Here is a 21,913-nt window from a genome sequence, read left to right on the forward strand (position 1 = left end):
CGCATGAACCGCCCCACCGGCCTCGACCTCGTACGCGACCACACCCTCTACGCCTGCGTGATGGGTTCGCGCGCCTTCGGCCTGGCCACGGACGGCAGCGACACCGACCGCAGGGGCGTCTTCCTGGCCCCCACACCGCTCTTCTGGCGCTTCGAGAAGCCGCCCACACACGTGGACGGACCGGCGGAGGAACAGTTCAGCTGGGAGCTGGAGCGCTTCTGCGAACTGGCCCTGCGCGCCAACCCGAACGTCCTGGAGTGCCTGCACTCCCCCCTCGTGGAACACGTGACGGACACCGGCCGCGAGCTCCTGGCCCTGCGCGAGGCGTTCCTGTCCCGCCAGGCCCACGACACGTTCGCCCGCTATGCGCTGGGCCAGCACAGAAAGCTGGAGGCGGACGTACGCCTGCACGGCGCGCCCCGCTGGAAGCACGCGATGCACCTGCTGCGCCTCCTCACGAGCTGCCGCGATCTGCTGCGCACCGGGAAGCTGACGATCGATGTCGGCGCCGAACGCGAGCCGCTGCTCGCGGTCAAGCGGGGCGAGGTCTCATGGCGGGATGTCGAGTCCTGGATGCACCGCCTCGCGGACCAGGCGGAGGCGGCGGCCGCGCGCACCCCCCTGCCGCCGGAGCCGGATCGCCGCCGCGTCGAGGACTTCCTGTTCCGCGTACGCCGGGCGTCGGCGGTGGCAGCGGTCTAGGCGTTCGTGGCCGCCCCGTCCCAGAGCGCCCCCAGCTCCAGCAGCTCCCCCCGGTACTCGATGCGCTCGGCCCACTCGGCGGGCCAGGCGTCCGCGCCCAGGTGGGCCCCCGCGAAGGCGCCGGCGAGGCAGGCGATCGAGTCGGAGTCGCCCGAGGTGCAGGCTGCTCGGCGCAGGGCGGTCACGGGGTCGTCCACGAACTGCAGGAAGCACAGCAGCCCAGTGGCGAGCGCTTCCTCGGCGATCCAGCCCGCGCCCGTGGCCAGGCAGGGGTCCGTCTCCGGGTTGGCATGCTTCAACGCGGCCTCCAGTCGCTCGAGGACGGCCAGGCACTCGTCCCAGCCGCGGGCGATGAACATCCTCGGCGTCGGGTCGTCGTCCCGCGTCCACAGCTCGCCGAGCCAGCGCCCGTGGTAGGTCTCCCGGTTCTCGTACGCGTACGAGCGCAGCAGTCCGACGAGCCCCGTCGGCTCGGCGCCCTCCGCGAGCAGCCGCACGGCGTGCGCGGTCAGGTCGGAGGCGGCGAGCGTCGTCGGGTGGCCGTGGGTGAGCGCGGACTGCAGCTGGGCCGCGCCTGCCCGCTGCTCGTCGCTCAGGCCGGGGACGAGCCCGATGGGCGCGACGCGCATGTTGGCGCCGCAGCCCTTGGAGTGGATCTGGCTTGCCTCCTCCCAGGGTTTGCCGGTCTTCAGGAGGTAGCAGGCCTTGAGGCAGGTGTTGCCGGGCGCGCGGTTGTTCTCCGGCGACTGGTACCACTCCACGAACTCCTCGCGCACCGGCCGCTCCAGCCGCTTCGGCCCGAGCAGTCCTCGCTCCATGGCGGTACGCAGGCCGCGGCCGAGCGCCAGCGTCATCTGCGTGTCGTCCGTGACGATCGCGGGCCTGGGCAGCTCCATCTCCCGCCAGGGACCGCACTTGGCGAGGATCGAGGGCACGTCGTTGAACTCGGTCGGGAAGCCGAGCGCGTCCCCCAGGGCGAGGCCTATGAGGGATCCGGTGGCGGCACGCTTCATGAGGGCTTTCCTTCCGAGGGGACGGTCGAAGGGCGCAGGAGGGGCGGGTGCAGGGAGGTGGCGGGGCCGGCCCGGTAGACGGCGGCAGGTTTGCCCCGGCCGCCGGTCAGGCGCGCGGCGCCGGGGATCGCCTCGACGAAGCCGGACGTGCCGAGCACCTTGCGCCGGAAGTTGGCCGGGTCGAGTTCGGCGCCCCACACCGTCTCGTAGACCTGCCGCAGCTCGCCGAGGGTGAACTCGGGCGGGCAGAAGGCGGTGGCGAGGCCGGTGTACTCGAACTTCGCGCGGACGCGGTCGTGGGCGTCGGCCAGGATCCGGTCGTGGTCGAAGGCGAGCGGGCCATGGGTGCCGTGCGGCAGCCATTCCGCGCGGGCCGCATCGCTGCCGGCGCGCACCGCGGGCGGATCGGGGACGAGGGCCGCGTAGGCGACCGAGACGACGCGCATCCGCGGGTCGCGGTCCGGGTCGCTGTAGGTGCGCAGCTGTTCCAGATGGAGTCCGGCGCTGTCGGTGAGGCCGGTCTCCTCGGCGAGCTCGCGTCCCGCCGCCGTCTCGGCGGACTCGTCGGGCAGCACGAATCCGCCGGGCAGCGCCCAGCGTCCGGCGTACGGCTCCTGGCCGCGCTCGACGAGCAGCACGTGCAGGCGGCCCGCGCGGACGGTGAAGACGGCGAGGTCGACGGTGACGGCGAACGGCTCGAAGGCGTATTTGTCGTAGCCCTGCATGGCCCCTCACCCCCTTAATGGTCAGCACGACTATAAAGGGAGGGGTGTCGGCCCCGCAAGACACAAAGGCGGCCGGCCCCCGCGTATGCGAGGACCGGCCGCCCGGTGCGACTTCGGTGGGGCCTAGAGGTCGACTTCCTGCATCAGCATGCCGACCTCGGTGTTCGAGAGCCTGCGCAGCCAACCCGACTTCTGGTCGCCGAGCGCGATCGGCCCGAAGGACGTCCGCACCAGCTTGTCGACCGGGAAGCCGGCCTCCGCGAGCATGCGGCGCACGATGTGCTTGCGGCCCTCGTGCAGCGTCACCTCGACCAGGTAGTTCTTGCCGGTCTGCTCGACGACGCGGAAGTGGTCCGCGCGGGCGTACCCGTCCTCGAGCTGGATGCCGTCCTTGAGCTGCTTGCCCAGGTCACGCGGGATCGGGCCGACGATGTGCGCGAGATAGACCTTCTTCACGCCGTACTTCGGGTGCGTGAGGCGGTGCGCCAGCTCACCGTGGTTGGTGAGCAGGATGACACCCTCGGTCTCGGTGTCGAGCCGCCCCACGTGGAACAGCCGCGCCTCGCGGTTGTTCGTGTAGTCCCCGAGGCACTGCCGCCCCTCGGTGTCCTCCATGGTGGAGACGACACCGGCGGGCTTGTTCAGCGCGAAGAACTGGTACGACTGCGTCGCCACCGTCAGGCCGTCGACCTTGATCTCGTCCCGCTCGGGCTGGACCCGCAGGCCCTGCTCGAGGACGATTTCGCCGTTGACCTCGACGCGGGCCTGCTCGACCAGCTCCTCGCAGGCACGGCGCGAGCCGTAGCCCGCACGGGCGAGGACCTTCTGCAGCCGCTCGCCCTCCTGCTCGGCGCCGGGGAACGTCTTGGGCGGGCTGACCTTGGGCTTGCCCGCGTAACGCTCGCGGTTGCGCTCTTCCTGCCGCGCGTCGTACTCACGGGACGTCGCGGGTGCTCCCGCGCCGCGCCGCGTGCCCCGGTCCGAGCTCTGAGGCGCCCTGGGGCCGCCCTTGGCGCCACCGCGCGCGGCAGCGCCACGGCCCTTGCGGGAGGCGTCGCCGCCTACGTCGTAGCGACGCTCCTCGGGACGGGGCTTGCTCTCGCGCTTCGGCGGCTGGTCGTCACGCGCGCCACCGGCGCCGCGACCCTGCCGGTCGGGGCTGTTGCCGGAGCCCCGGTAGTCGCGGCCGCCACCGCTGTTGCCGCGGCCGCCACCGCTCGGGCGGCCACCACTGCTCGGTCGGCCACCGCTGCTGGGGCGCCCACCGCTGCTGCCACGGCTGCCGCTGTTGCCACCACGGCTCCCGCCGTTGTTTCCGCTGCTGTTCCTGCCGTTGCTGCTTCGCATCAAATTTCCGTTAGTCGTCTGTGCTCTCGGTGTACTCGTCACCCGGCGCATCGGGTGCGTCCGGATCGAACGACGGAACGCCTTCCAGCGTCTCGGCCTCGATCGCCTCCGCCTCGGGGAGGAAGGGCGCGAGCTCCGGGAGCTCGTCCAGGCCGCGCAGGCCCATCCGCTCCAGAAAGTAGTTCGTCGTCCTGTACAGGATCGCACCTGTTTCGGGTTCCGCGCCCGCCTCCTCCACCAGACCCCTCTGGAGGAGCGTCCGCATCACGCCGTCACAGTTCACTCCGCGCACCGCGGAGACCCTGGAACGGCTGACCGGCTGGCGGTACGCGACGACCGCGAGGGTCTCCAGGGCCGCCTGGGTGAGCCGTGCCTGCTGCCCGTCGAGCACGAAGCGCTCCACGGCGGCGGCGTACTCGGGCCGGGTGTAGAACCGCCAGCCGCCCGCCACGAGCCGCAGCTCGAAGCCCCTGCGCTGCACGGTGTACTCGTCGGCCAGCTCCCGCACGGCGTCGGCGATCTGCCGCCGGGGCCGGTCGAGGATCTTGGCGAGGTGCTCCTCGGTGGCGGGTTCGTCGACGACCATGAGGACGGCCTCCAGGGCGGGCCGCAGCTCCAGATCGGCGACGGCGCCCGCCAGGTCGCCCGCGGGGCTCTCCGCGCTCGTGGGGCTCATGTGGCCTTCTCCTCACTCACCGGCTCCGGGGCGCGGTCGAACTCGTCGGTCACCGTCGGCTGTCCGTCGCCGTCCCCGCCGGTCCACCGCACCAGCAGCTCGCCCAGGGCGGCCTCCTGGTCCAGTTCCACGGCCTTCTCGCGGTACAGCTCAAGGAGCGCGAGGAAGCGGGCGACGACGGTGAGGGTGTCCCCCGCGTCCTCCACGAGGACCTGGAAGCTGAGCTCGCCCCGCTCCCGGAGCCGGGCCACGACCACCCCGGCCTGCTCCTGCACGGACACGAGCGGGGCATGGATGTGGTCGACGTACACCTGCGGCTTCGCACGGGGCTGCATCGCCTTCACGGCCAGCCGGGCGAACCCCTCCGCGCCGATGCTGATGACGACCTCGGGCAGCAGATCCGCGTGGTGGGCCTCGAGCCCGACGGTACGCGGATAGCGCCGCGCCTCCTCCTCGAGCCGCTCGCTGAAGATGTCGGCGATCCGCTTGTACGCGCGGTACTGGAGCAGCCGCGCGAAGAGCAGGTCCCGCGCTTCGAGCAGCGCGAGATCCGCCTCGTCCTCGACCTCGGCGGAGGGCAGCAGCCTGGCCGCCTTGAGGTCGAGCAAAGTGGCGGCGACCACGAGGAACTCGGTGGTCTGATCCAGGTCCCAGTCGGGTCCCATGGCACGGATGTGCGCCATGAACTCGTCGGTCACCGTGGACAGCGCCACTTCGGTGACGTCCATCTTGTGCTTCGAGATGAGCTGGAGCAGCAGGTCGAAGGGGCCCTCGAAGTTGGCGAGACGGACCTTGAACCGCCCGTCGTCGGGCTCGGGCTCCGGCTCGGGGGCCGCCTCCGGCTCAGGCTCAGGCTCCGGCTCCGGCACGGGAATCGGATCCGGCTCCGGCGCGGGCTCCGCGGGAGGCGCGCCGGGCCCACGCCCCAGGGCACGCCGACGCGCGGCCGGTGCGGAATCGTCGTTCAGGGGCATCGGCGGGAACGCTACCGCTACCGCCCGCGCAACCGTCGTACGAGAATGCTCGCGTCCCCGCGCGACTCCAGATCCGCGAGGACCACGGCCACCGCCTCGCGGACGATGCGCCCGCGGTCGACCGCGAGCCCGTGCTCGCCCCGCAGCACGAGACGCGCGTGCTCCAGGTCCATCAGCTCCTCGGCGGACACGTACACGGTGATCTTCTCGTCGTGCCGCTCGCGCCCGCTGGGCCGCCGGTTGGCCGCCCGTGCGCGCCGCCGCGCCTGTGCCGTGGAGGAGGAGTTCGCGGACCGGCCGCCACCCGACGCGGCGGCGCCTTCCTGGCCCTGCCCCTGGGCGGTACGGCCCTCGGCGGGGGCCGACCGGCTGCGGGATTCTCCCGACTCCGCGTCGGCGGCGCCGTGTTCGGCGGCGTCGCCGCCGTCTCCCTCCGCGCCGCTGCCGAGCGCGTCACCGGCAGCGGTCTCGTCGCTCTCGCCGGCCGGCGCCGGCACCCGTGCCTCGCCGTTCGCCTGGCGGCGCGGGGACGACGACTGCAGCGCCATCCCCCCGGTCGTACGGAACAGTTCGTCGGCCCCCGGCAGACTCACTCGGCGTGACACCGGGCGAGCACCTCCCTGGCGAGCTGGCGATAAGCGGCCGCGCCGACCGAGTTCGATGCGTACGTCGTGATCGGCTCACCGGCGACCGTGGTCTCCGGGAAGCGGACCGTGCGTCCGATCACCGTGTGGTACACGTGATCGTCGAAGGCCTCGACCACCCGCGCGAGCACCTCACGGCTGTGCACCGTGCGGGAGTCGTACATGGTGGCCAGGATGCCGTCGAGCTCCAGGTCGGGGTTGAGCCGCTCCTGGACCTTCTCGATGGTCTCCGTCAGCAGGGCCACACCGCGCAGCGCGAAGAACTCGCACTCGAGCGGCACGATCACCTTGTGAGCCGCCGTCAGGGCGTTCACGGTGAGCAGACCGAGCGAGGGCTGACAGTCGATCACGATGTAGTCGTAGTCCTGCATCAGCGGCTTCAACGCCCGCTGCAGCGTGGACTCGCGCGCGACCTCGCTCACCAACTGCACCTCGGCGGCGGACAGGTCGATGTTGCTGGGCAGCAGGTCCATGTTCGGGACCGCCGTCTTCAGCAGCACCTCGTCGGCCGACATGCCCCGCTCCATGAGCAGGTTGTAGACCGTCAGGTCCAGCTCCATCGGGTTCACCCCGAGGCCCACCGAGAGGGCGCCCTGCGGGTCGAAGTCGACCAGCAGGACCCGGCGTCCGTACTCCGCGAGCGCGGCACCCAGGTTGATGGTCGACGTGGTCTTGCCCACGCCGCCCTTCTGGTTGCACATCGCGATGATCTTCGCGGGACCGTGATCGGTCAGCGGACCCGGGATCGGGAAGTACGGCAGCGGGCGTCCGGTGGGACCGATGCGCTCACGGCGCTGACGGGCCGCGTCCGGGGCCAGCGTGGCCGCGTACTCGGGATCGGGCTCGTACTCGGCGTCAGGGTCGTAGAAGTGCCCCTGGGGCAGTTCCTCGTAGTCGGCGAGTTGGGTGTGGGTGGTGTTCTCGCCACTCCGGTCGCCGGCCATGGCGTTCACGTGATGGCCATCCATGCTCTGGGGTGCAGACGGTGTCGACTGGGTCGCTCCAGTCGGCTGTGCCTGCTGGGGGTTCTGGCGGGCTGCGAAGGTGCGGACAGCGACGGAGCCGACAGCCTCGAGCCCCACGGGTCCTTGGCCCCGCTCAGAGGTTCCTGGTTGACCACCCCCGGGAGCAAATGTCGACTCATTCACAAGTCGTCTTACCTCCTTGGTGACCAGGAAATTTCTCGATAGGTCAGCGTGGCACCATGCCGACGGTTGGCGACTCTATGGCGTGTCACCGGTCCGCAGCAACACAATCCGCCGGACCCGGCCCGATGTGTCGGCAATCGAACGCCCCCATGTCAAGGGTGTGCGGCGTGTCTTCGGCGCGATTCCGGGGTGTGCGAATCGGTTAAAGGGTTACGTTCAAGGCGAGTTGACCATGTCCACGGACATACGCATACGGCCGGACCCCTCTCAAGGTCCGGCCGTGGGCGTGAGATTGACGACTTTCGTTGACGAAAGCGGTCAGGTTCAGCCGAGGAGCGTCTCCAGCTCGACGTGCGCGAGGCCGTGCGACTCGGCGACCTCCTTGTAAACGACCTGGCCATCATGGGTGTTGAGACCCAGGGCGAGCGCGTGGTCACGGCGCAGCGCCTCGACCCAGCCGCGGTTCGCCAGCTCGACGATGTACGGCATCGTCGCGTTGGTCAGCGCGTACGTCGAGGTGTTGGGCACCGCGCCGGGCATGTTGGCGACGCAGTAGAACACCGAGTTGTGGACCGGGAAGGTCGGCTCGGCGTGCGTCGTCGGGTGCGAGTCCTCGAAGCAGCCACCCTGGTCGATCGCGATGTCGACAAGGACACTTCCCGGCTTCATGCGCGAGACGAGCTCGTTGGTGACGAGCTTCGGGGCCTTCGCACCCGGGATGAGGACGGCGCCGATGACGAGGTCGGCGTCGAGGCAGGCCTTCTCGAGCTCGAAGGCGTTGGAGACGACGGTCTGGATCTTCGTGCCGAAGATCTTGTCCGCCTCCTTGAGCTTGTTGATGTCCTTGTCGAGCAGGGTCACGTGGAAGCCCATGCCGATGGCGATCTGCGCGGCGTTCCAACCGGAGACGCCACCGCCGATGACGACGGCCTTGCCGGCCGCGACACCCGGGACACCGCCGGGCAGGACACCGCGGCCGCCGTTGGCGGCCATCAGGTGGTAGGCGCCGACCTGCGGGGCCAGACGGCCCGCGACCTCGGACATCGGGGCGAGCAGCGGGAGGGCGCGGCCCGCGGTCTCGACTGTCTCGTACGCGATGGCGGTCGTGCCGGACTCCAGGAGCGCGTCCGTGCACTCCTTGGACGCGGCCAGGTGCAGGTAGGTGAAGAGGGTCTGGTCCTTGCGGAGGCGGTGGTACTCCTCGGCGATGGGCTCCTTGACCTTCAGGAGGAGGTCGGCGGTGGCCCAGACCTCGTCGGCGGTGTCCAGGATGACCGCGCCCGCGGAGACGTACTCCGCGTCCGTGATCGAGGAGCCGACACCGGCGTTCCGCTCGATGACGACCTGGTGGCCGTGGCGCACCAGCTCATGCACACCGGCGGGGGTGATGGCCACCCGGAACTCGTTGTTCTTGACCTCGCGGGGGATGCCGACCTTCACGTCGATCACGGTCCTCTTGGCTCAGGGATTCTTCGGGCAAAGCACTGCATACCGATACACAAGAGGGCGCATCGGAGACACCACGGAAGTACGCGGCGGAGCCAGTCTAATGAAGGACTTCTCTCTGTCTAGCCTTTCAATGCATCAATCTTCTGCGGAAGTGCTACGGATTTCGTAGGCGGAAGGTGTTGCTCCAGCTTGTGATGCAAGCCCGGTGACCTCCTCCGATCCCGTTCCCAGCATGCGTTCGGCGGCACTGCGGTGCAGCCGGGCGGCCGCCGGGTCGCCGAGCCGGTCCAGGGTGTCGGCCAGCCTGAGCTGCAGCGCGGCCTGGAGACGTACGTCACCGGCCTGCCGCGCCCAGTCGACGGCCTCCTGGCAGGTGCGCAGCGACTCCTCGGGCCGCCCCGCGTACTCCTGCACCCGCGCCAGTTCGCTCAACGCCCTTGCCTGGCCCGCCACATCACCGGCCTTGCGGTAGCCGGTGACCGCCGAACTCCAGTTGCGCAGCGCCTCGCCGTAACGGCCCGCGTACGTGTGCGCGGTCGCGATGCGGCCGTACAGGCGGGCGGCGTCGGTGCGCTCGTCCCGCGCGAGGCGATGGGCGAGCGCGCGCCCGAACCAGTCGGAGGCCCGCGACCAGTCCCCCAGCTCCTGGTAGGCACCGCCTACGGATTCCATCGCGCGACCGGTCGCGTACGGGTCATTTGCTTCCCGTCCCGCGTCCAGGGCGAGCCGATATCGCGCCAGTGCCTCGTGTGTCCGTCCCGTCCGCGCGTCCAGATCCGCGAGATTCAGCAGGGCCGCCGCCTTCTCGCGGGGCAGGTTCCGCCGCTCGGCGACATCGAGGACGAGCCGGTGCACGCCGTACAGCTCCGGAGCCGCGTCCTCCGTGCCCCGGTGGGCGACCAGGGCCCGCGTCAGGGCCGCCATCAGGCGCCGTGCGAGGGTGTCGAGCTCCCCGTCGGCGACCGCGAGGCGGGCCGCGGCGAGCAGGGCGGGCTGCCGGATGCGCAGCCACTCGGCGGCGGCCGCCGGGTTCGGGAACCGCAGGGCGCGCGGCAGTCCGGCGAGCTTTTTGCGGGCGCCCGAGCCGTCCGGCTCCGTGACCGCCCGGCAGGACTGGAGGAGACGTACGGTCCGCTCCAGCATCCTGGCCCGCGCGAGCTGCACCTCGGCGGGCCGGTCCTGGCTCTCGGTGCGCGCCCGGAGCAGCGGCAGCAGGCAGGCCGGCAGCTCGTACTGCGGAAGAGGCGAATCCACGGCCCTGACCAGGCCGAGCTTCACGAAGTCGTCCAGGGTCGTGCGGGCCGCGGAGACCGAGCAGCCCGCGAGCGCGGACGCGGTGTGCGGGTCGAGGTAGCCGGCCGGGGCGAGGGAGAGATAGCGCAGTATCCGCGCGGCCGCCCCCGGCAGCGAGGTGTACGAGAGCTCGAAGATGCGGGCGAGGGCACCCGCGGTGGACTCGTCCTCGGGCCGGTCGTGCACCTGCTTGGCCAGGTCGGCGACGGCCGCCTTGGGCCGCCCGGAGAGCCAGCCGCCGGCCAGGACGAGCGCGGCGGGGTGCGCGGCGCAGGCCTCGACCAGGCTCTCCGCCGAGCGCGGGTCAACGGTGATGCGCACCGGGCCCGCCGCGCGGGAGAGCAGTTCGACCCCCGCGGCGGTGTCCAGCCCGCCCAGCGTGCAGGGCCGCACGTCCGGGATTCCGGTGAGCGGGCCCTCCGACACGGCGACGACCAGGCACTCGGGGGCGTCCGGCAGCAGCGGGTCGACCTGTTCGGCGTCCGCGGCACCGTCGAGCAGCAGCAGGGCCCTGCGGCCCGACAGGGCTTCGCGGAGCACTTCGGCGAGCTCGTCCTCGTCGGCACCCGGCGGGGCGGGGACGTCCAGGGCGTCGAGGAGTTCCCGGGCGGTGCGTTCCGTGGGCACGCGCGTGCCGTCGGGTTCGGTGAGGTGGGCGCGCAGCACCCCGTCGGGGTAGTCGTCGGCGACCTGCCGGGCGAGTTCCTCGGCGAGCGCGGAGCGGCCCGATCCGGGACGGCCCGCGATGAGGAGCACGCGTGCCCGGGGTGCCTTGCGGCCCGCGATGGTGTCGAGCCCGGCGCGGTCGATGTCGGCGCGCAGCTCTTTCAACTCTCTGCGCCGGCCGACGAATTGACTGTCCTCGGGAGTCCGGGCCGGAGCGGGCCGCGGCACCGCGCCACCCACCGCCGCACCGTCCGTGTCGACCGCCTGATCCGTCACGGGTCATGCTCCGTCCGCCTGCGCGCGAACCCGCCGGGACTCCGGTCGGGACGCTTCCAGAGCCTAGTTCAGGCCCTGGTGTCTCCCCTGGCGAGCGGCACGCACAAGTCCCCCGATCGGATCAGCAGATCGTCACACCGGAGGGCTTTGCCGGGTGGCAGCGGAACCTTCTCAGGCCTCGAAGGGGCGCGCGGGCCAGGGCGCCTCGGCGGGACGCAGCGCGTCGACGCCGTCGCCGCTCAGCGCGGCGGTCAGCGAAAGGGCGCCCACGACCAGGCAGTTGTTGTGCAGCTCACCGGCGAGCACACCGCGTACGAGCTCTTCGAGCGGTACGCGTGCCAGCTCCATGTCGGCCTCCTCCTCGGAGACCTCGAAGCGCTCGCCCTCGGCTTCGGAGAGGTCGCGGGCCAGGAAGATCCGCACGGCCTCGTCGCAGCCGCCGGGCGTGGTGTAGACGTCGGTCAGGACACGCCAGTCCTCGGCCTTGACGTGCGCCTCTTCGTAGAGCTCGCGCTGGGCGGCGTGCAGGGGGTTCTCGCCGGGGATGTCGAGCAGGCCTGCCGGGATCTCCCACAGCTTGTGGCGGACGGGGTGGCGGTACTGGCTCAGGACCAGGACGCGGCCCTCGTCGTCCAGGGCGAGCACCGCGACCGAGCCGGGGTGCACCTGGTAGTCACGGTGGACGACGGACCCGTCGGGCATGACCACGTCGTCGGTGCGAACCGAGGTCTTGTTCCCCACGAAGGGCGTCTTCGTCGCCGTGACCTGCCATTCCTCGGCGGTGTCCTTGATCGTCATGTCGCCCTGTCCTCCCACACGTGCAAACAGAAACCGGGGCACGCGCCTCTGCAGGCTCGTACCCCGGCAACCGTATCGCTCTTGTGTTACTTGCCCGTCTGGCGCGCTTCTTCCTGCCGTGCGACTGCCGCCTTCACCAGGCCCGCGAAGAGCGGGTGCGGGCGGGTCGGGCGCGAGCGCAGCTCCGGGTGCGCCTGCGTGGCGACCAGGTAGGGGTGGACCTCGCGGGGGTACTCGACGTACTCGACGAGCTTGCCGTCCGGGGATGTGCCGGAGAAGAGGATGCCGGCCTTCTTCTCGAGCTCGGCGCGGTAGGAGTTGTTCACCTCGTAGCGGTGACGGTGGCGCTCCTCGACGTACTCCTTGCCGTCGTACACCTCGCGGGCGATGGAGCCCTCGGCGAGCTTCGCGGGGTACATGCCCAGGCGCATCGTGCCGCCCATGTCGCCCTCACCGGCGACGATGTCCAGCTGCTCCGCCATGGTCGAGATGACCGGGTGGGCGGTCGCGGCGTCGAACTCCGTGGAGTTGGCGTCGGGGATGTCCGCGAGGTTGCGGGCGGCCTCGACGACGATGCACTGCAGGCCGAGGCAGATGCCGAGCAGCGGCACCTTGTTCTCGCGGGCGTACTGGATGGCGCTGACCTTGCCGTTGACGCCGCGCTCGCCGAACCCGCCGGGGATCAGGATGCCGTCGACGTCACCGAGCTGCTTGGCGGCGCCGGCCGGGGTCTTGCAGTCGTCGGAGGTGACCCACTTGACCTTGACGCGGGCGCGGTTGGCGAAGCCGCCGGCGCGCAGCGCCTCGGTCACCGAGAGGTAGGCGTCGGGCAGGTCGATGTACTTGCCGACCAGCGCGATGGTGACCTCGTGGTTCGGGTTGTGCACCCGGTCCAGGAGGTCCTCCCACTGGGTCCAGTTCACGTCGCGGAACGGGAGGTCCAGCTTGCGGACCACGTAGGCGTCCAGGCCCTCGGTGTGCAGGACCTTCGGGATGTCGTAGATCGACGGCGCGTCCTTGCAGGCCACGACCGCGTCCTCGTCGACGTCGCACATCAGCGAGATCTTGCGCTTGATGGCGGTCGGCACGTCGCGGTCGGCGCGCAGCACGATGGCGTCCGGCTGGATACCGATGTTGCGCAGGGCCGCGACCGAGTGCTGGGTCGGCTTGGTCTTCAGCTCGCCGGAGGGGCCGATGTAGGGCAGCAGCGAGATGTGCACGACGAAGACGTTGTCGCGGCCGACCTCGTGGCGGACCTGGCGGACGGTCTCCAGGAACGGCAGCGACTCGATGTCGCCCACCGTGCCGCCGACCTCCGTGATGACGACGTCGACGTCGTCGGTGGCCATGCGGCGGATGCGGTGCTTGATCTCGTTCGTGATGTGCGGGATGACCTGCACCGTGTCGCCGAGGTACTCGCCGCGCCGCTCCTTGGCGATGACCTGCGAGTAGACCTGGCCGGTGGTGACATTGGCCGTGCCGTCGAGGTCGACGTCCAGGAAGCGCTCGTAGTGGCCGATGTCCAGGTCGGTCTCGGCGCCGTCGTTCGTGACGAACACCTCACCGTGCTGGAAGGGGTTCATCGTGCCGGGGTCGACGTTGAGGTACGGGTCGAGCTTCTGCATGGTGACGCGCAGGCCGCGCGCCTTGAGGAGCGCACCCAGGCTCGAGGCAGTCAGACCCTTGCCGAGGGAAGAGGCGACACCCCCGGTGACGAAGATGTGCTTGGTCGTCGATGACGCAGAGGATCGAGTCTGCATGGCCAAGAGGGGGCTCCCGTGGTCGCGGTTCGAAGGGTGCGTACCGGCCTCGTCCCAGGATGTGGAGGAGGTGCCGTCGCTGCGGTTCGGGGGTTCGATGACCACCGGCTCACGGGCTACCAGGGTATCAGCGACCGGACGAGGCTGCTTCCGGCCACGCTCGGACACCCCCGTCACACCTCCCTCACCAGCCGCTCACCCGTTCGGCGCAGGCTGGTTGCCGGGAGCGGCGCGCAGATCACCGGGGTGCGTCGTATCCTGCTCGGACACTCGCTGCCGAGCCGGACCGACTAACGGCAATCACCCCCTACCGTTCTTGGAACAAGAGGCTCGCGCAGTTCGTTTCACAGCGAACCCTTGACCGTAGTAGCGAGCGCCCCGAGAGGGCGACGTGGCCGTTTGACTGGAGATGCACGTGGCCGGGCGCATCGAGGATTACGCACTCATCGGAGACATGCAGACCGCTGCCCTGGTCTGCCGGGACGGCACAGTCGACTGGCTGTGCCTGCCCCGCTTCGACTCTCACGCCATCTTCGCCGGATTGCTCGGCACGGAGGAGCACGGATTCTGGCGGCTCGGGCCCGCTCACAGCCCCGACGCGCCACCGCCGACAGCCGCGCGGCGCACGTACCGCGGCGACTCGCTGATCCTGGAATCCGAGTGGGACACCCCGCGCGGCACGGTCCGCGTGACCGATTTCATGCCGCCGCGCGACACGGACGCCCCGCAGCTGGTGCGGATCGTCGAGGGCGTCAGCGGCCGGGTGCCGATGCGTTCCGCCCTGCGGATGCGTTTCTCGTACGGCCGGGTCGTGCCCTGGGTGCACAAGGTCGACGAGCGGACCGTGGCCGTCGCGGGGCCCGACTCCGTGTGGCTCGACACGTCGGCCGAGACCTTCGGCAAGGACCTCACGACGTACTCGGACTTCACGGTCTCGCCCGGTGACCGGGTCGCGTTCACCATCTCGTGGCAGCCCTCGCACAAGGAGCCGCCGCCGCCCGCCGAGCCCGAGAACGCCCTCGTGGCGACGCAGGACTTCTGGCGGGAGTGGGTGGACCACTGCACGTACCACGGTCCGTACCGCGAGGCCGTGGTCCGCTCGCTGATCACCCTGAAGGCCCTGACGTACGCCCCCACGGGCGGCATCGTCGCGGCGCCCACGACGTCGCTGCCGGAGGACATCGGGGGCTCCCGCAACTGGGACTACCGCTACACCTGGCTGCGCGACGCCGCCATCACGCTCTCCTCGCTCCTGCGCACCGGCTACCGCGAGGAGGCCCGCGCCTGGCGCGAGTGGCTGCTCCGCGCGGTGGCGGGCGACCCCGAGAACCTGCAGATCATGTACGGCATCGCGGGCGAGCGGGAGCTCGGCGAGGCCGAGCTCGACTGGCTGCCGGGGTACGAGGACTCGACGCCGGTCCGGGCCGGCAACGGCGCCGCGCACCAGCTCCAGCTCGACGTGTACGGCGAGGTCACCGAAGCCCTGCACCTGGCACACATGACGGGCCTGGCCCGCAGCGACTACGCCTCGCTGCTCCAGCTCAAGCTGATCCGGTATCTGGAGACGCACTGGGACCAGCCCGACGAGGGCATCTGGGAGGTCCGCGGACCGCGCCGCCACTTCGTGCACTCCAAGGTGATGGTGTGGGTCGCCGTCGACCGCACGATCAAGCTCATCGAGTCCGGTGACGCGGACGGCCCCCTGGAGAAGTGGCGCGACCTGCGCGACGACATCCACCGGGACGTCTGCGAGAAGGGCTACGACAAGGAGCGGAACACGTTCACGCAGTCGTACGGCTCGAAGGAGCTGGACGCCTCGCTGCTCCTCATCCCGCAGATGGGCTTCCTGCCGCCCGACGACAAGCGTGTGATCGGCACGATCGAGGCGATCCAGCGGGAGCTCTCGACGTCGGACGGCTTCATCCTGCGCTACCCCACCGCCGGTGACGACGCGGGCGTGGACGGCCTCGAGGGCGACGAGGGCGCCTTCCTCGCCTGTTCGTTCTGGATGGCGGACGACCTGGCGATGATCGGCCGGGTGGACGAGGCCCGCAAGCTCTTCGAGAAGCTGCTCGCGCTCCGCAACGACCTGGGTCTGCTCGCCGAGGAGTGGGATCCGCGGCTGCAGCGCCAGGTCGGCAACTTCCCGCAGGCGTTCAGCCACGTGCCGCTGATCGACACGGCACTGCGGCTGACGGCCAGCGGGGCGTACGGCGGCTAGCGAGGACCTTCAGGTCCGGACGGCGACGGGTTCCCCCGTCGCCGTCCGTGCGTTCGGCACCCTGCCGCGGCGTGATGGACGCCACAGCCGACAGGGGGTCGCGCAATCTGCTTTCCGGGACGCCGAGTTGTCGGGGTATGAGCGGGCCTGATCATTCCCGTGACCGGTCGGAGATGTTCCCCGCGCGTGTGCGCAGGTACCGTCCGCCCATGGAAAGTCAGGGTACGCAGGGGACTCAGGGCGGCATCACCGTGCAGCGTGCCCTGGAACTTCCGGGTCTTCGCGGCGGGCTGCCCGAGGTGGTCGCGGGCGCCGAGCGGCTGCAGCGCACGGTGCGGTGGGTGCACGCCGGCGAGGTGCCGAACATCGCCTCGCTCCTCAAGGGCGGCGAGCTGCTCCTGACCACGGGCCTCGGTCTCGGTGCGCGCCCCGCCGAGCAGCGCGTCTTCGTGCGCAAGCTCGCCGAGCGCGGCATCGCGGCCCTGGTCGTCGAGCTGGGCCCGCGCTTCACGCGGCTGCCCGCGGCGATCGTGGAGACGGCGCGCGCCGCGGGTCTTCCGCTGGTGCAGCTGCACCGGGAGGTGCCCTTCGTGACGGTCACCGAAGAGATCCACACCGAGATCGTCAATGGCCACTACGCGCTGCTCCAGCGGGCCGAGGAGGTCCACCGGCGCTGCACGGAGGCGCTGCTCGGCGGGGGCGGGGTGCCTCAAGTGCTGCGCGTCCTCGCGGACTTCAGCGGTAATCCGGTGTTCCTGGAGTCGCCGGACGGGCAGCTTCTGTACGCCGCGGGGGCGGGCACGGAGTGTGCCGATCCGCTCCAGGTGTGGGAGGGGCTGCGGGGCCGGACCGTCGACCGGGCCGGGCCGCCCGCGGGCGCGCTGCTCGTCGACGTGCCGGGCGGCGGCCCGGGGTCGGGCTCGGTGCGTGCCCGCCTCGTGCTGCTCGCCGTGGAGTCCGCGCTGCTTCCGGTGCACCGGATCGCGGCGGAGCGGGCCGCGGGCTCGCTCGCGGTGGTCCTGATGCAGGCGCGCCAGGAGGAGGAGCTCGCCGCGCGGGGCAGGGGCGACTTCCTGACCGATCTGGCGGAGGGGCGGATCCTGGCCGACGACGCGCCCGCCCAGGCGCGGGTGCTCGGCTTCAAGCCCGGCGAGAGTCCGCTGCTGCCGGTCGTGATGCGGCTTGCGGACGGATTGCCGCCCGGCGGTGGCTGGGCGGTGCTCGCGCGGGCGGTGGCGGAGGAGCTCGCGGCGGTGGGGGTGCCGGTGCTGCTCGGCGTACGTCCGGTCGAGGGGCGAGTCCCGCTGCTTCTGGGGCTGCGCTCGGAGTCCGAGCGCACCGCGGTGGCAGACCGGGTCGCCGCCGCGCTGCGGGCGGGCGTGGAGCGGGCGGGGATGCAGCGGGCCGGGGCGCTGCCGCCGGTCGTGGTGGTCGGGGTCGCGGGTGGCTGGGCGGCGGCTTCGGCGGGGCTCCGGCACGCGGCGGAGACGGCGACGGCCGCGCAGGGCCTCATCGACCGCCCCTGGTACGACGCGCGGCGCCTGGACATCGACCTGCTCCTGTGGCGCCTGCACAACTACGACGACTCGGCGCTCGCGGCGTTCGTGGACCGTGCGATCGGCCCGCTGCGCGCCCATGACCTGCGCTCGAAGCCGCCGCTGCTGCCCACCCTGCAGACGTATCTGGCGCATGCGGGACGCAAGGCGGAGACGGCGCGCGAACTGCACCTGAACCGTCAGACGCTCTACAACCGTCTCGCCCGGATCAGTGAGCTCCTCGGCACGGACCTGGACGACCCGCAGACGGTGCTCGCGCTGAGCCTGGCGCTGCGGGCACGCAGGCACGTGGCGTAGCGGACCGGCCCCGCGCCAGGCCTACCGGTCTACAGGTCTACTGGTCTACAGGCCGAACGGCCGCGTCAATTCGTCGTAGACGCTGAGGACTTGGGTGACCGTTTCGTCCTCGGTCGGCCACGTCGCCGCCTGTGCCGTGCCCTTGTCCTTGAGCCGCTCCCTGAGCCCGGGGTCGGCGAGGAGGCGTGCGACGGCGGTGGCCAGGGCCTCGGCGTCGCCGTACGGGACGAGCACGGCGGCGTCGCCGACCAGTTCGGGGATGCCGCCGACCGCGGTCGCGACGAGCGGCACGCGCGCGTGCAGGGCCTCCTGGGCGAGCACGGAGCGGGACTCCCAGCTGCTGGGCAGCACCACGAGGTCGGCCGCGGCGAGCATCTCCGGTACGTCGTCGCGCCGCCCGACGAGCCGGACCGGCAGGCCCTCGTTCTCGATGCGGCGCTGCAGGGCGCCGCGTTCCGGCCCCTCGCCCGCGATGACGAGGAGCGGCAAGGGGTCGAGGTGGCGCCACGCGCGCGTGGCCTGCAGGAGGACGTCATAGCCACGCTGCCGTTCGAGCGTGCCGAGCGTGACGATCAACGGCCTTCCGACGGCGCCGAGTTCGGCGAGCGCCTTGTGGCGCAGTCCCTCGGCGTCCTCGGCATCGTCCCCCGCCCCGGTGACCGGTCGCGGCGCGGGGAACGTGACGGGAGCGAGTCGGGCGTCCCGGGCGCCCCTGCTGCGGGCGCGATCGACGAGGTCGGACGAGGTGCCGAGGACCACGGCAGCGGCCTTGGCGACACGTCGCTCCAGGAGGCGCAGGAGGCGGGCGCGCGCGCCGTCCGCGTGCGCGCGCGTGTGCCAGGTGACGACGAGGGGGGTACGGCGGCCGGTGAGCGCGAGGGCGGCGCGGAGCGCGGCGTGCAGGCCGTGCGCGTGCACCAGGTCGGCGTCGGCGCAGGCCACGCGGAGGGAGGCGACGGACGCGGGGTCGCTGCTGCGGGGTACGTGTACGTGCCGGGCGCCGGTGCCCGTGAGGTCGTAGGCGTCGGCCGCCTCGGTGGGGGCGCACACCGTGACCCGCACGCCCCGCGCCGCGAGGCCCGCGGCGAGCGACCTGACGTGGGCACTGCTGCCCGCGCTACCACCGCCCAGGACCTGCACGGTGTGCATCGGGGTCTGACCGTGCGGTGAGTGGCTGCTCACGTGGCTCACGTAGCCGGGGCTCCTGGGTAGGCGTCGGGGGCTGCGCCAAGGATGCCAGTCCGTACGGACGTTCCGGCACCGCCGAAAGGTCTCTTCCGTGTCAGGGCGGGCAACTCCCTGACGCGGATCACCCACACGGGTGAGGACAACGAGGATTCAGCACCGCGAACGACCTACGGCCCTCGCATCTTCGCAGCGACCAGACCCCGAACGAAAGACTTCCGAGACTCCGCCACTGACAGGACCCCGCCAAGGAGGAACCCAAGGAGGCACCCAAAAAGGCACCAAGGAGGTCAGCACGCCCATCGAACCCCGCTCCCCCACGCCACGGAACGCCCCGAGACCCGTCTGCGGCGATGGACACCGGACCTCAAGCCCCAAGCGCGCACTCCCGCGCTCTCATGACGGCGCACTCCCCCCGCCCACCGGCGGCACGGCCCTCGCGACCGCGCTGACCTTCTCGCCGTACGCGGCCGCCGCCACCACACCCGCAGCGTGCAGCGCGAGCCCGGCGCGGCCGTTGCCCGTGGTGACGGCGAGGCCGAGTGCCGCACCCAGAGCGTGTGCTCCCGCGTCGCCGATCATGGCTCGCTCCCCGATGTCGTCCGGCAGCACGGCCGCCGCGGCTCCCACGGAGGCGGCCGAGAGGACTCCGGCGGCGCCCTGGCGCAGCAACCCCGGCGCCCCCAGCGCGATCACCGCTCCGGCCGCCCTTCCCGGGCGTACGTCCACGAGGTTGACGAAATGGGCCGCGCCCGCGATCACGACGCCCGCGAGGAGCTTGTCCACCGGCCGCTCCTTGAGCAGCGCGCCCGCGGCGAGCCCCGCCGCCGACACCCCGAACAACTTCACGGCCCCGCTGGTCACTTCGCCGTCCCGCAGCGCGCCCAGGTGCGCACGGAAGCCCCGGCGCGGATCAGCCTCGCCCACCACGTCGTCGTAGGCCCCGCAGGCCCCCGCAGCGAGCACGGCGAGCGCGGCCGCGGCACGGGTCCTGGCGGGCAGCGCCACGGCGGCTCCGGCCGCCGCACCCAGGGCGGCGGCCGGCCCGGCGTACAACTCCACCGCCCGCCCCGCGTAGTTCTTCCGCTGCCAGCGTTCGGGGCCGCCGGGGGCGCGGGAGCGCAGCGCGGTGGTGGCGGCGCGGGTGACGGCGGCCGCGGTGAGGAGAGCCGGGAGGCGCCGGGCGCGCTTGCTGTCGATCATTCGGATCAGGGTACGGGGGCTGAAATGCCCGCCCGCCGACCCACCGACGTACGAGCTGATCACGGCGCCGGGGACTGGAATCTCAGCCGTCCGGCGCTTGAGGACGAACTCGGCGAGGCATCTGAGTCACGGTGCCCAAGGCATGCCCGCTGAAGGCGCCCCTGCCAGAGAAAGGCGCCCCGTCAGAGAAGGGCCCCAGCCCGCTACCCGTCCCCCCGAGCCGTCGCCAGCAACTCCTCCGCATGCGCCCGCGCGGTCTCCGAGTCCTCCTGGCCCGCCAGCATCCGGGACAGTTCCCGCACCCGGTCCTCGCCTTCGAGCACGAGAACGCCGGACCGCGTCACGGACCCGTCGTTCGTCTTCTCGACAAGCAACTGCCGGTCCGCGAACGCCGCCACCTGCGGCAGATGCGTCACGACCACGACCTGCGCGGACTTGGCGAGGCGGGCGAGCCTGCGGCCGATCTCGACCGCGGCCTTCCCGCCGACACCGGCGTCGACCTCATCGAAGAGATACGTCGGCACGGGATCCGTGCCCGCGAAGACCACCTCGACGGCGAGCATCACACGCGAGAGCTCACCGCCGGACGCGCCCTTGGCGATCGGCCGCGGCGGGGCCCCCGGGTGCGGGGCGAGGAGGAGTTCCACCTCGTCCACGCCCGCGGGGCCGTACGCGACGAAGCGCCCGTCGACCGGCACACCGTCCCCGCCCTCCGGCACCTCCGTGCTGGTGATCTCGATCGTCACGCGCGCGTGCGGCATCGCGAGCGAGGCCAGCTCGGCGGTGACGGCCGCCGCGAACCGCGACGCGGCCTCCTGGCGTGCGTCGGTCAACGCCTGGGCGAGTCCCGCGAGTTCGCCGCGGAGCGCGTCCCGCTCGGCGGTGAGTTCCTCCAGGCGGTCGTCGTCGCCCTCGAGTTCGGTGAGCCGTGCGGCCCCCTCCTCGGCCCAGGCGAGCACGGAATCGATGTCGGAGCCGTACTTCCGGGTCAGCTGGGTGAGCGCGGCCCGCCGCTCCTCCACCGCCGCGAGGCGCAGGGGATCGGCGTCGAGGTCGTCGGCGTAACCCGCGAGCTCTCCCGCCACATCGCCCAGCAGGATCCCGATCTCGCCGATCCGCTCGGCAAGGGCGGCCAGCGCGGGGTCGTGCGACCGCACCGCTTCGAGCGCCCGGTGCGCGCCCGCCACGAGCGTCGTGGCGTCGACACCCTCCGGGTCCTCCGGAACACCCGCGAGCGCGGCGTGCGCGGACGTGGCGGCGGAGGCGAGTGCCTCCGCGTGGCCGAGCCGCTCGGCCTCGGCGGCCAGTTCGGTGTCCTCGCCCGCACGCGGCTCGACGCCCGCGACCTCTTCGAGGCCGAAACGCAGCAGGTCGGCCTCCTGGGCCCGCTCCCGCGCGCGCGTGGTGATCTCGTCGACCTCGGTCGTCACGGCACGCAGCCTGCGGTACGCCGCCGTGTACTTGGCCAGCGGCACGGCGACCGCGTCACCCGCGTACCGGTCGAGGGCCCCGCGCTGCCTGGCCGGCTTGAGCAGGCCCTGCTGATCCGTCTGACCGTGCACCGCCACGAGGTCGTCGGCGAGCTCGGACAGCAGGCCCACCGGGACCGAACGGCCGCCGAGGTGCGCACGCGAGCGCCCCTCCGCCGAGACCGTACGGCTGATAAGCAGCGCCCCGTCGTCGAGTTCGGCCCCCGCTTCCTCGGCGCGCACGGCAGCCGTGGCATCCGCGGGCACAGTGATCCGCCCTTCCACCACCGCGGCCTTGGCGCCGATCCGCACCAAGGCGGCATCGGCACGTCCGCCGAGCAGCAGGCCAAGGCTGGTGACCACCATCGTTTTGCCCGCACCGGTCTCGCCGGTCACCGCGGTGAACCCCGGCGACAGCTCGACCACTGCGTCGTCGATGACTCCGAGCGACCGTATCCGCATCTCCTCCAACACGGACACGACCTTACGAGGTCATGGGCCAGGTGTGCGA

The 21,913-nt window shown here is 71.8% G+C and carries 17 protein-coding genes; 3 read left to right on the forward strand and 14 right to left on the reverse strand.

Going from position 1 to position 21,913, the window contains the following annotated elements; genetic code table 11:
- The first annotated feature begins 3 nt into the window (after positions 1-3).
- Positions 4-702 (forward strand): nucleotidyltransferase domain-containing protein, encoded by a 699-nt coding sequence (locus ACWGIH_RS16230; RefSeq protein WP_453451853.1) that lies wholly within the window; start codon positions 4-6, stop codon positions 700-702.
- Here ACWGIH_RS16230 and ACWGIH_RS16235 read toward each other — a convergent pair.
- The 11 genes from ACWGIH_RS16235 to ACWGIH_RS16285 all read right to left on the reverse strand — a co-directional run bounded on the left by ACWGIH_RS16235 (position 699) and on the right by ACWGIH_RS16285 (position 13,471).
- Positions 699-1,715, reverse strand: coding sequence for an ADP-ribosylglycohydrolase family protein (locus ACWGIH_RS16235; protein ID WP_453451854.1), 1,017 nt, complete (start codon positions 1,713-1,715; stop codon positions 699-701). The genes ACWGIH_RS16230 and ACWGIH_RS16235 overlap by 4 nt on opposite strands.
- Positions 1,712-2,440, reverse strand: a complete 729-nt coding sequence (locus tag ACWGIH_RS16240; protein WP_453451855.1) for an NUDIX hydrolase — start codon at positions 2,438-2,440, stop codon at positions 1,712-1,714. The genes ACWGIH_RS16235 and ACWGIH_RS16240 overlap by 4 nt, the downstream gene beginning before the upstream one ends.
- A 123-nt stretch (positions 2,441-2,563) precedes the next feature.
- The gene (locus tag ACWGIH_RS16245) at positions 2,564-3,787 is read right to left on the reverse strand and encodes a pseudouridine synthase (RefSeq protein ID WP_453451856.1); all 1,224 of its coding nucleotides are present in this window, start codon (positions 3,785-3,787) and stop codon (positions 2,564-2,566) included.
- 10 nt (positions 3,788-3,797) lie between these two features.
- Positions 3,798-4,463, reverse strand: a complete 666-nt coding sequence (gene scpB, locus ACWGIH_RS16250; RefSeq protein WP_453451857.1) for an SMC-Scp complex subunit ScpB — start codon at positions 4,461-4,463, stop codon at positions 3,798-3,800.
- Entirely contained in the window at positions 4,460-5,437 is a 978-nt protein-coding gene (locus tag ACWGIH_RS16255) for a segregation and condensation protein A (protein ID WP_453451858.1), read from the reverse strand. Before ACWGIH_RS16255 ends, scpB begins: the two co-directional genes overlap by 4 nt.
- A gap of 17 nt (positions 5,438-5,454) precedes the next feature.
- Positions 5,455-6,042, reverse strand: coding sequence for a hypothetical protein (locus ACWGIH_RS16260; RefSeq protein ID WP_453451859.1), 588 nt, complete (start codon positions 6,040-6,042; stop codon positions 5,455-5,457).
- Complete coding sequence (locus ACWGIH_RS16265) at positions 6,027-7,229, reverse strand: ParA family protein (protein ID WP_453451860.1); 1,203 nt, start codon at positions 7,227-7,229, stop codon at positions 6,027-6,029. The genes ACWGIH_RS16260 and ACWGIH_RS16265 overlap by 16 nt, the downstream gene beginning before the upstream one ends.
- A 324-nt stretch (positions 7,230-7,553) precedes the next feature.
- Positions 7,554-8,669, reverse strand: a complete 1,116-nt coding sequence (ald, locus tag ACWGIH_RS16270) for an alanine dehydrogenase (protein WP_453451880.1) — start codon at positions 8,667-8,669, stop codon at positions 7,554-7,556.
- Positions 8,670-8,813: 144 nt separating this feature from the next.
- Positions 8,814-10,913 carry a tetratricopeptide repeat protein gene (locus ACWGIH_RS16275; protein ID WP_453451861.1) on the reverse strand — a complete coding sequence of 700 codons (2,100 nt, stop codon included), beginning with the start codon at positions 10,911-10,913 and terminating at the stop codon, positions 8,814-8,816.
- Between the two features lie 171 nt (positions 10,914-11,084).
- Positions 11,085-11,711, reverse strand: a complete 627-nt coding sequence (locus tag ACWGIH_RS16280; protein WP_365820718.1) for an NUDIX hydrolase — start codon at positions 11,709-11,711, stop codon at positions 11,085-11,087.
- Between the two features lie 86 nt (positions 11,712-11,797).
- The gene (locus ACWGIH_RS16285; protein WP_453451862.1) at positions 11,798-13,471 is read right to left on the reverse strand and encodes a CTP synthase; all 1,674 of its coding nucleotides are present in this window, start codon (positions 13,469-13,471) and stop codon (positions 11,798-11,800) included.
- A 409-nt stretch (positions 13,472-13,880) separates the two neighbouring features.
- Here ACWGIH_RS16285 and ACWGIH_RS16290 point away from each other — a divergent pair, with 409 nt between their 5' ends.
- Together ACWGIH_RS16290 and ACWGIH_RS16295 are read left to right on the forward strand one after the other, a co-directional pair.
- Positions 13,881-15,692, forward strand: coding sequence for a glycoside hydrolase family 15 protein (locus ACWGIH_RS16290; protein WP_453451863.1), 1,812 nt, complete (start codon positions 13,881-13,883; stop codon positions 15,690-15,692).
- 209 nt (positions 15,693-15,901) lie between these two features.
- Positions 15,902-17,545, forward strand: a complete 1,644-nt coding sequence (locus ACWGIH_RS16295) for a PucR family transcriptional regulator (protein ID WP_453451864.1) — start codon at positions 15,902-15,904, stop codon at positions 17,543-17,545.
- A gap of 45 nt (positions 17,546-17,590) precedes the next feature.
- Here the strand turns inward: ACWGIH_RS16295 and ACWGIH_RS16300 are convergent, their stop codons facing one another.
- The 3 genes from ACWGIH_RS16300 to recN form a co-directional block, all read right to left on the reverse strand.
- Positions 17,591-18,736 carry a glycosyltransferase family 4 protein gene (locus ACWGIH_RS16300; protein ID WP_453451865.1) on the reverse strand — a complete coding sequence of 382 codons (1,146 nt, stop codon included), beginning with the start codon at positions 18,734-18,736 and terminating at the stop codon, positions 17,591-17,593.
- 390 nt (positions 18,737-19,126) lie between these two features.
- On the reverse strand, positions 19,127-19,933 hold the full coding sequence (locus ACWGIH_RS16305) for a hypothetical protein (RefSeq protein ID WP_453451866.1): 807 nt from the start codon (positions 19,931-19,933) through the stop codon (positions 19,127-19,129).
- A 203-nt stretch (positions 19,934-20,136) separates the two neighbouring features.
- Complete coding sequence (gene recN / locus ACWGIH_RS16310; RefSeq protein ID WP_453451881.1) at positions 20,137-21,864, reverse strand: DNA repair protein RecN; 1,728 nt, start codon at positions 21,862-21,864, stop codon at positions 20,137-20,139.
- Between the last annotated feature and the right edge of the window lie 49 nt (positions 21,865-21,913).

The sequence above is a fragment of the Streptomyces sp. NPDC054872 genome (assembly GCF_053610705.1).

What these genes read in the sequence shown, in the direction of transcription:
- ACWGIH_RS16230 (WP_453451853.1), top strand. Translation starts at nt 4, where the DNA reads ATGAACCGCCCCACCGGCCTCGACCTCGTACGCGACCACACCCTCTAC.
- ACWGIH_RS16235 (WP_453451854.1), bottom strand. Translation starts at nt 1,715, where the DNA reads ATGAAGCGTGCCGCCACCGGATCCCTCATAGGCCTCGCCCTGGGGGAC.
- ACWGIH_RS16240 (WP_453451855.1), bottom strand. Translation starts at nt 2,440, where the DNA reads ATGCAGGGCTACGACAAATACGCCTTCGAGCCGTTCGCCGTCACCGTC.
- ACWGIH_RS16245 (WP_453451856.1), bottom strand. Translation starts at nt 3,787, where the DNA reads ATGCGAAGCAGCAACGGCAGGAACAGCAGCGGAAACAACGGCGGGAGC.
- scpB (WP_453451857.1), bottom strand. Translation starts at nt 4,463, where the DNA reads ATGAGCCCCACGAGCGCGGAGAGCCCCGCGGGCGACCTGGCGGGCGCC.
- ACWGIH_RS16255 (WP_453451858.1), bottom strand. Translation starts at nt 5,437, where the DNA reads ATGCCCCTGAACGACGATTCCGCACCGGCCGCGCGTCGGCGTGCCCTG.
- ACWGIH_RS16280 (WP_365820718.1), bottom strand. Translation starts at nt 11,711, where the DNA reads ATGACGATCAAGGACACCGCCGAGGAATGGCAGGTCACGGCGACGAAG.
- ACWGIH_RS16285 (WP_453451862.1), bottom strand. Translation starts at nt 13,471, where the DNA reads ATGCAGACTCGATCCTCTGCGTCATCGACGACCAAGCACATCTTCGTC.
- ACWGIH_RS16290 (WP_453451863.1), top strand. Translation starts at nt 13,881, where the DNA reads ATGCACGTGGCCGGGCGCATCGAGGATTACGCACTCATCGGAGACATG.
- ACWGIH_RS16295 (WP_453451864.1), top strand. Translation starts at nt 15,902, where the DNA reads ATGGAAAGTCAGGGTACGCAGGGGACTCAGGGCGGCATCACCGTGCAG.
- ACWGIH_RS16305 (WP_453451866.1), bottom strand. Translation starts at nt 19,933, where the DNA reads ATGATCGACAGCAAGCGCGCCCGGCGCCTCCCGGCTCTCCTCACCGCG.
- recN (WP_453451881.1), bottom strand. Translation starts at nt 21,864, where the DNA reads ATGCGGATACGGTCGCTCGGAGTCATCGACGACGCAGTGGTCGAGCTG.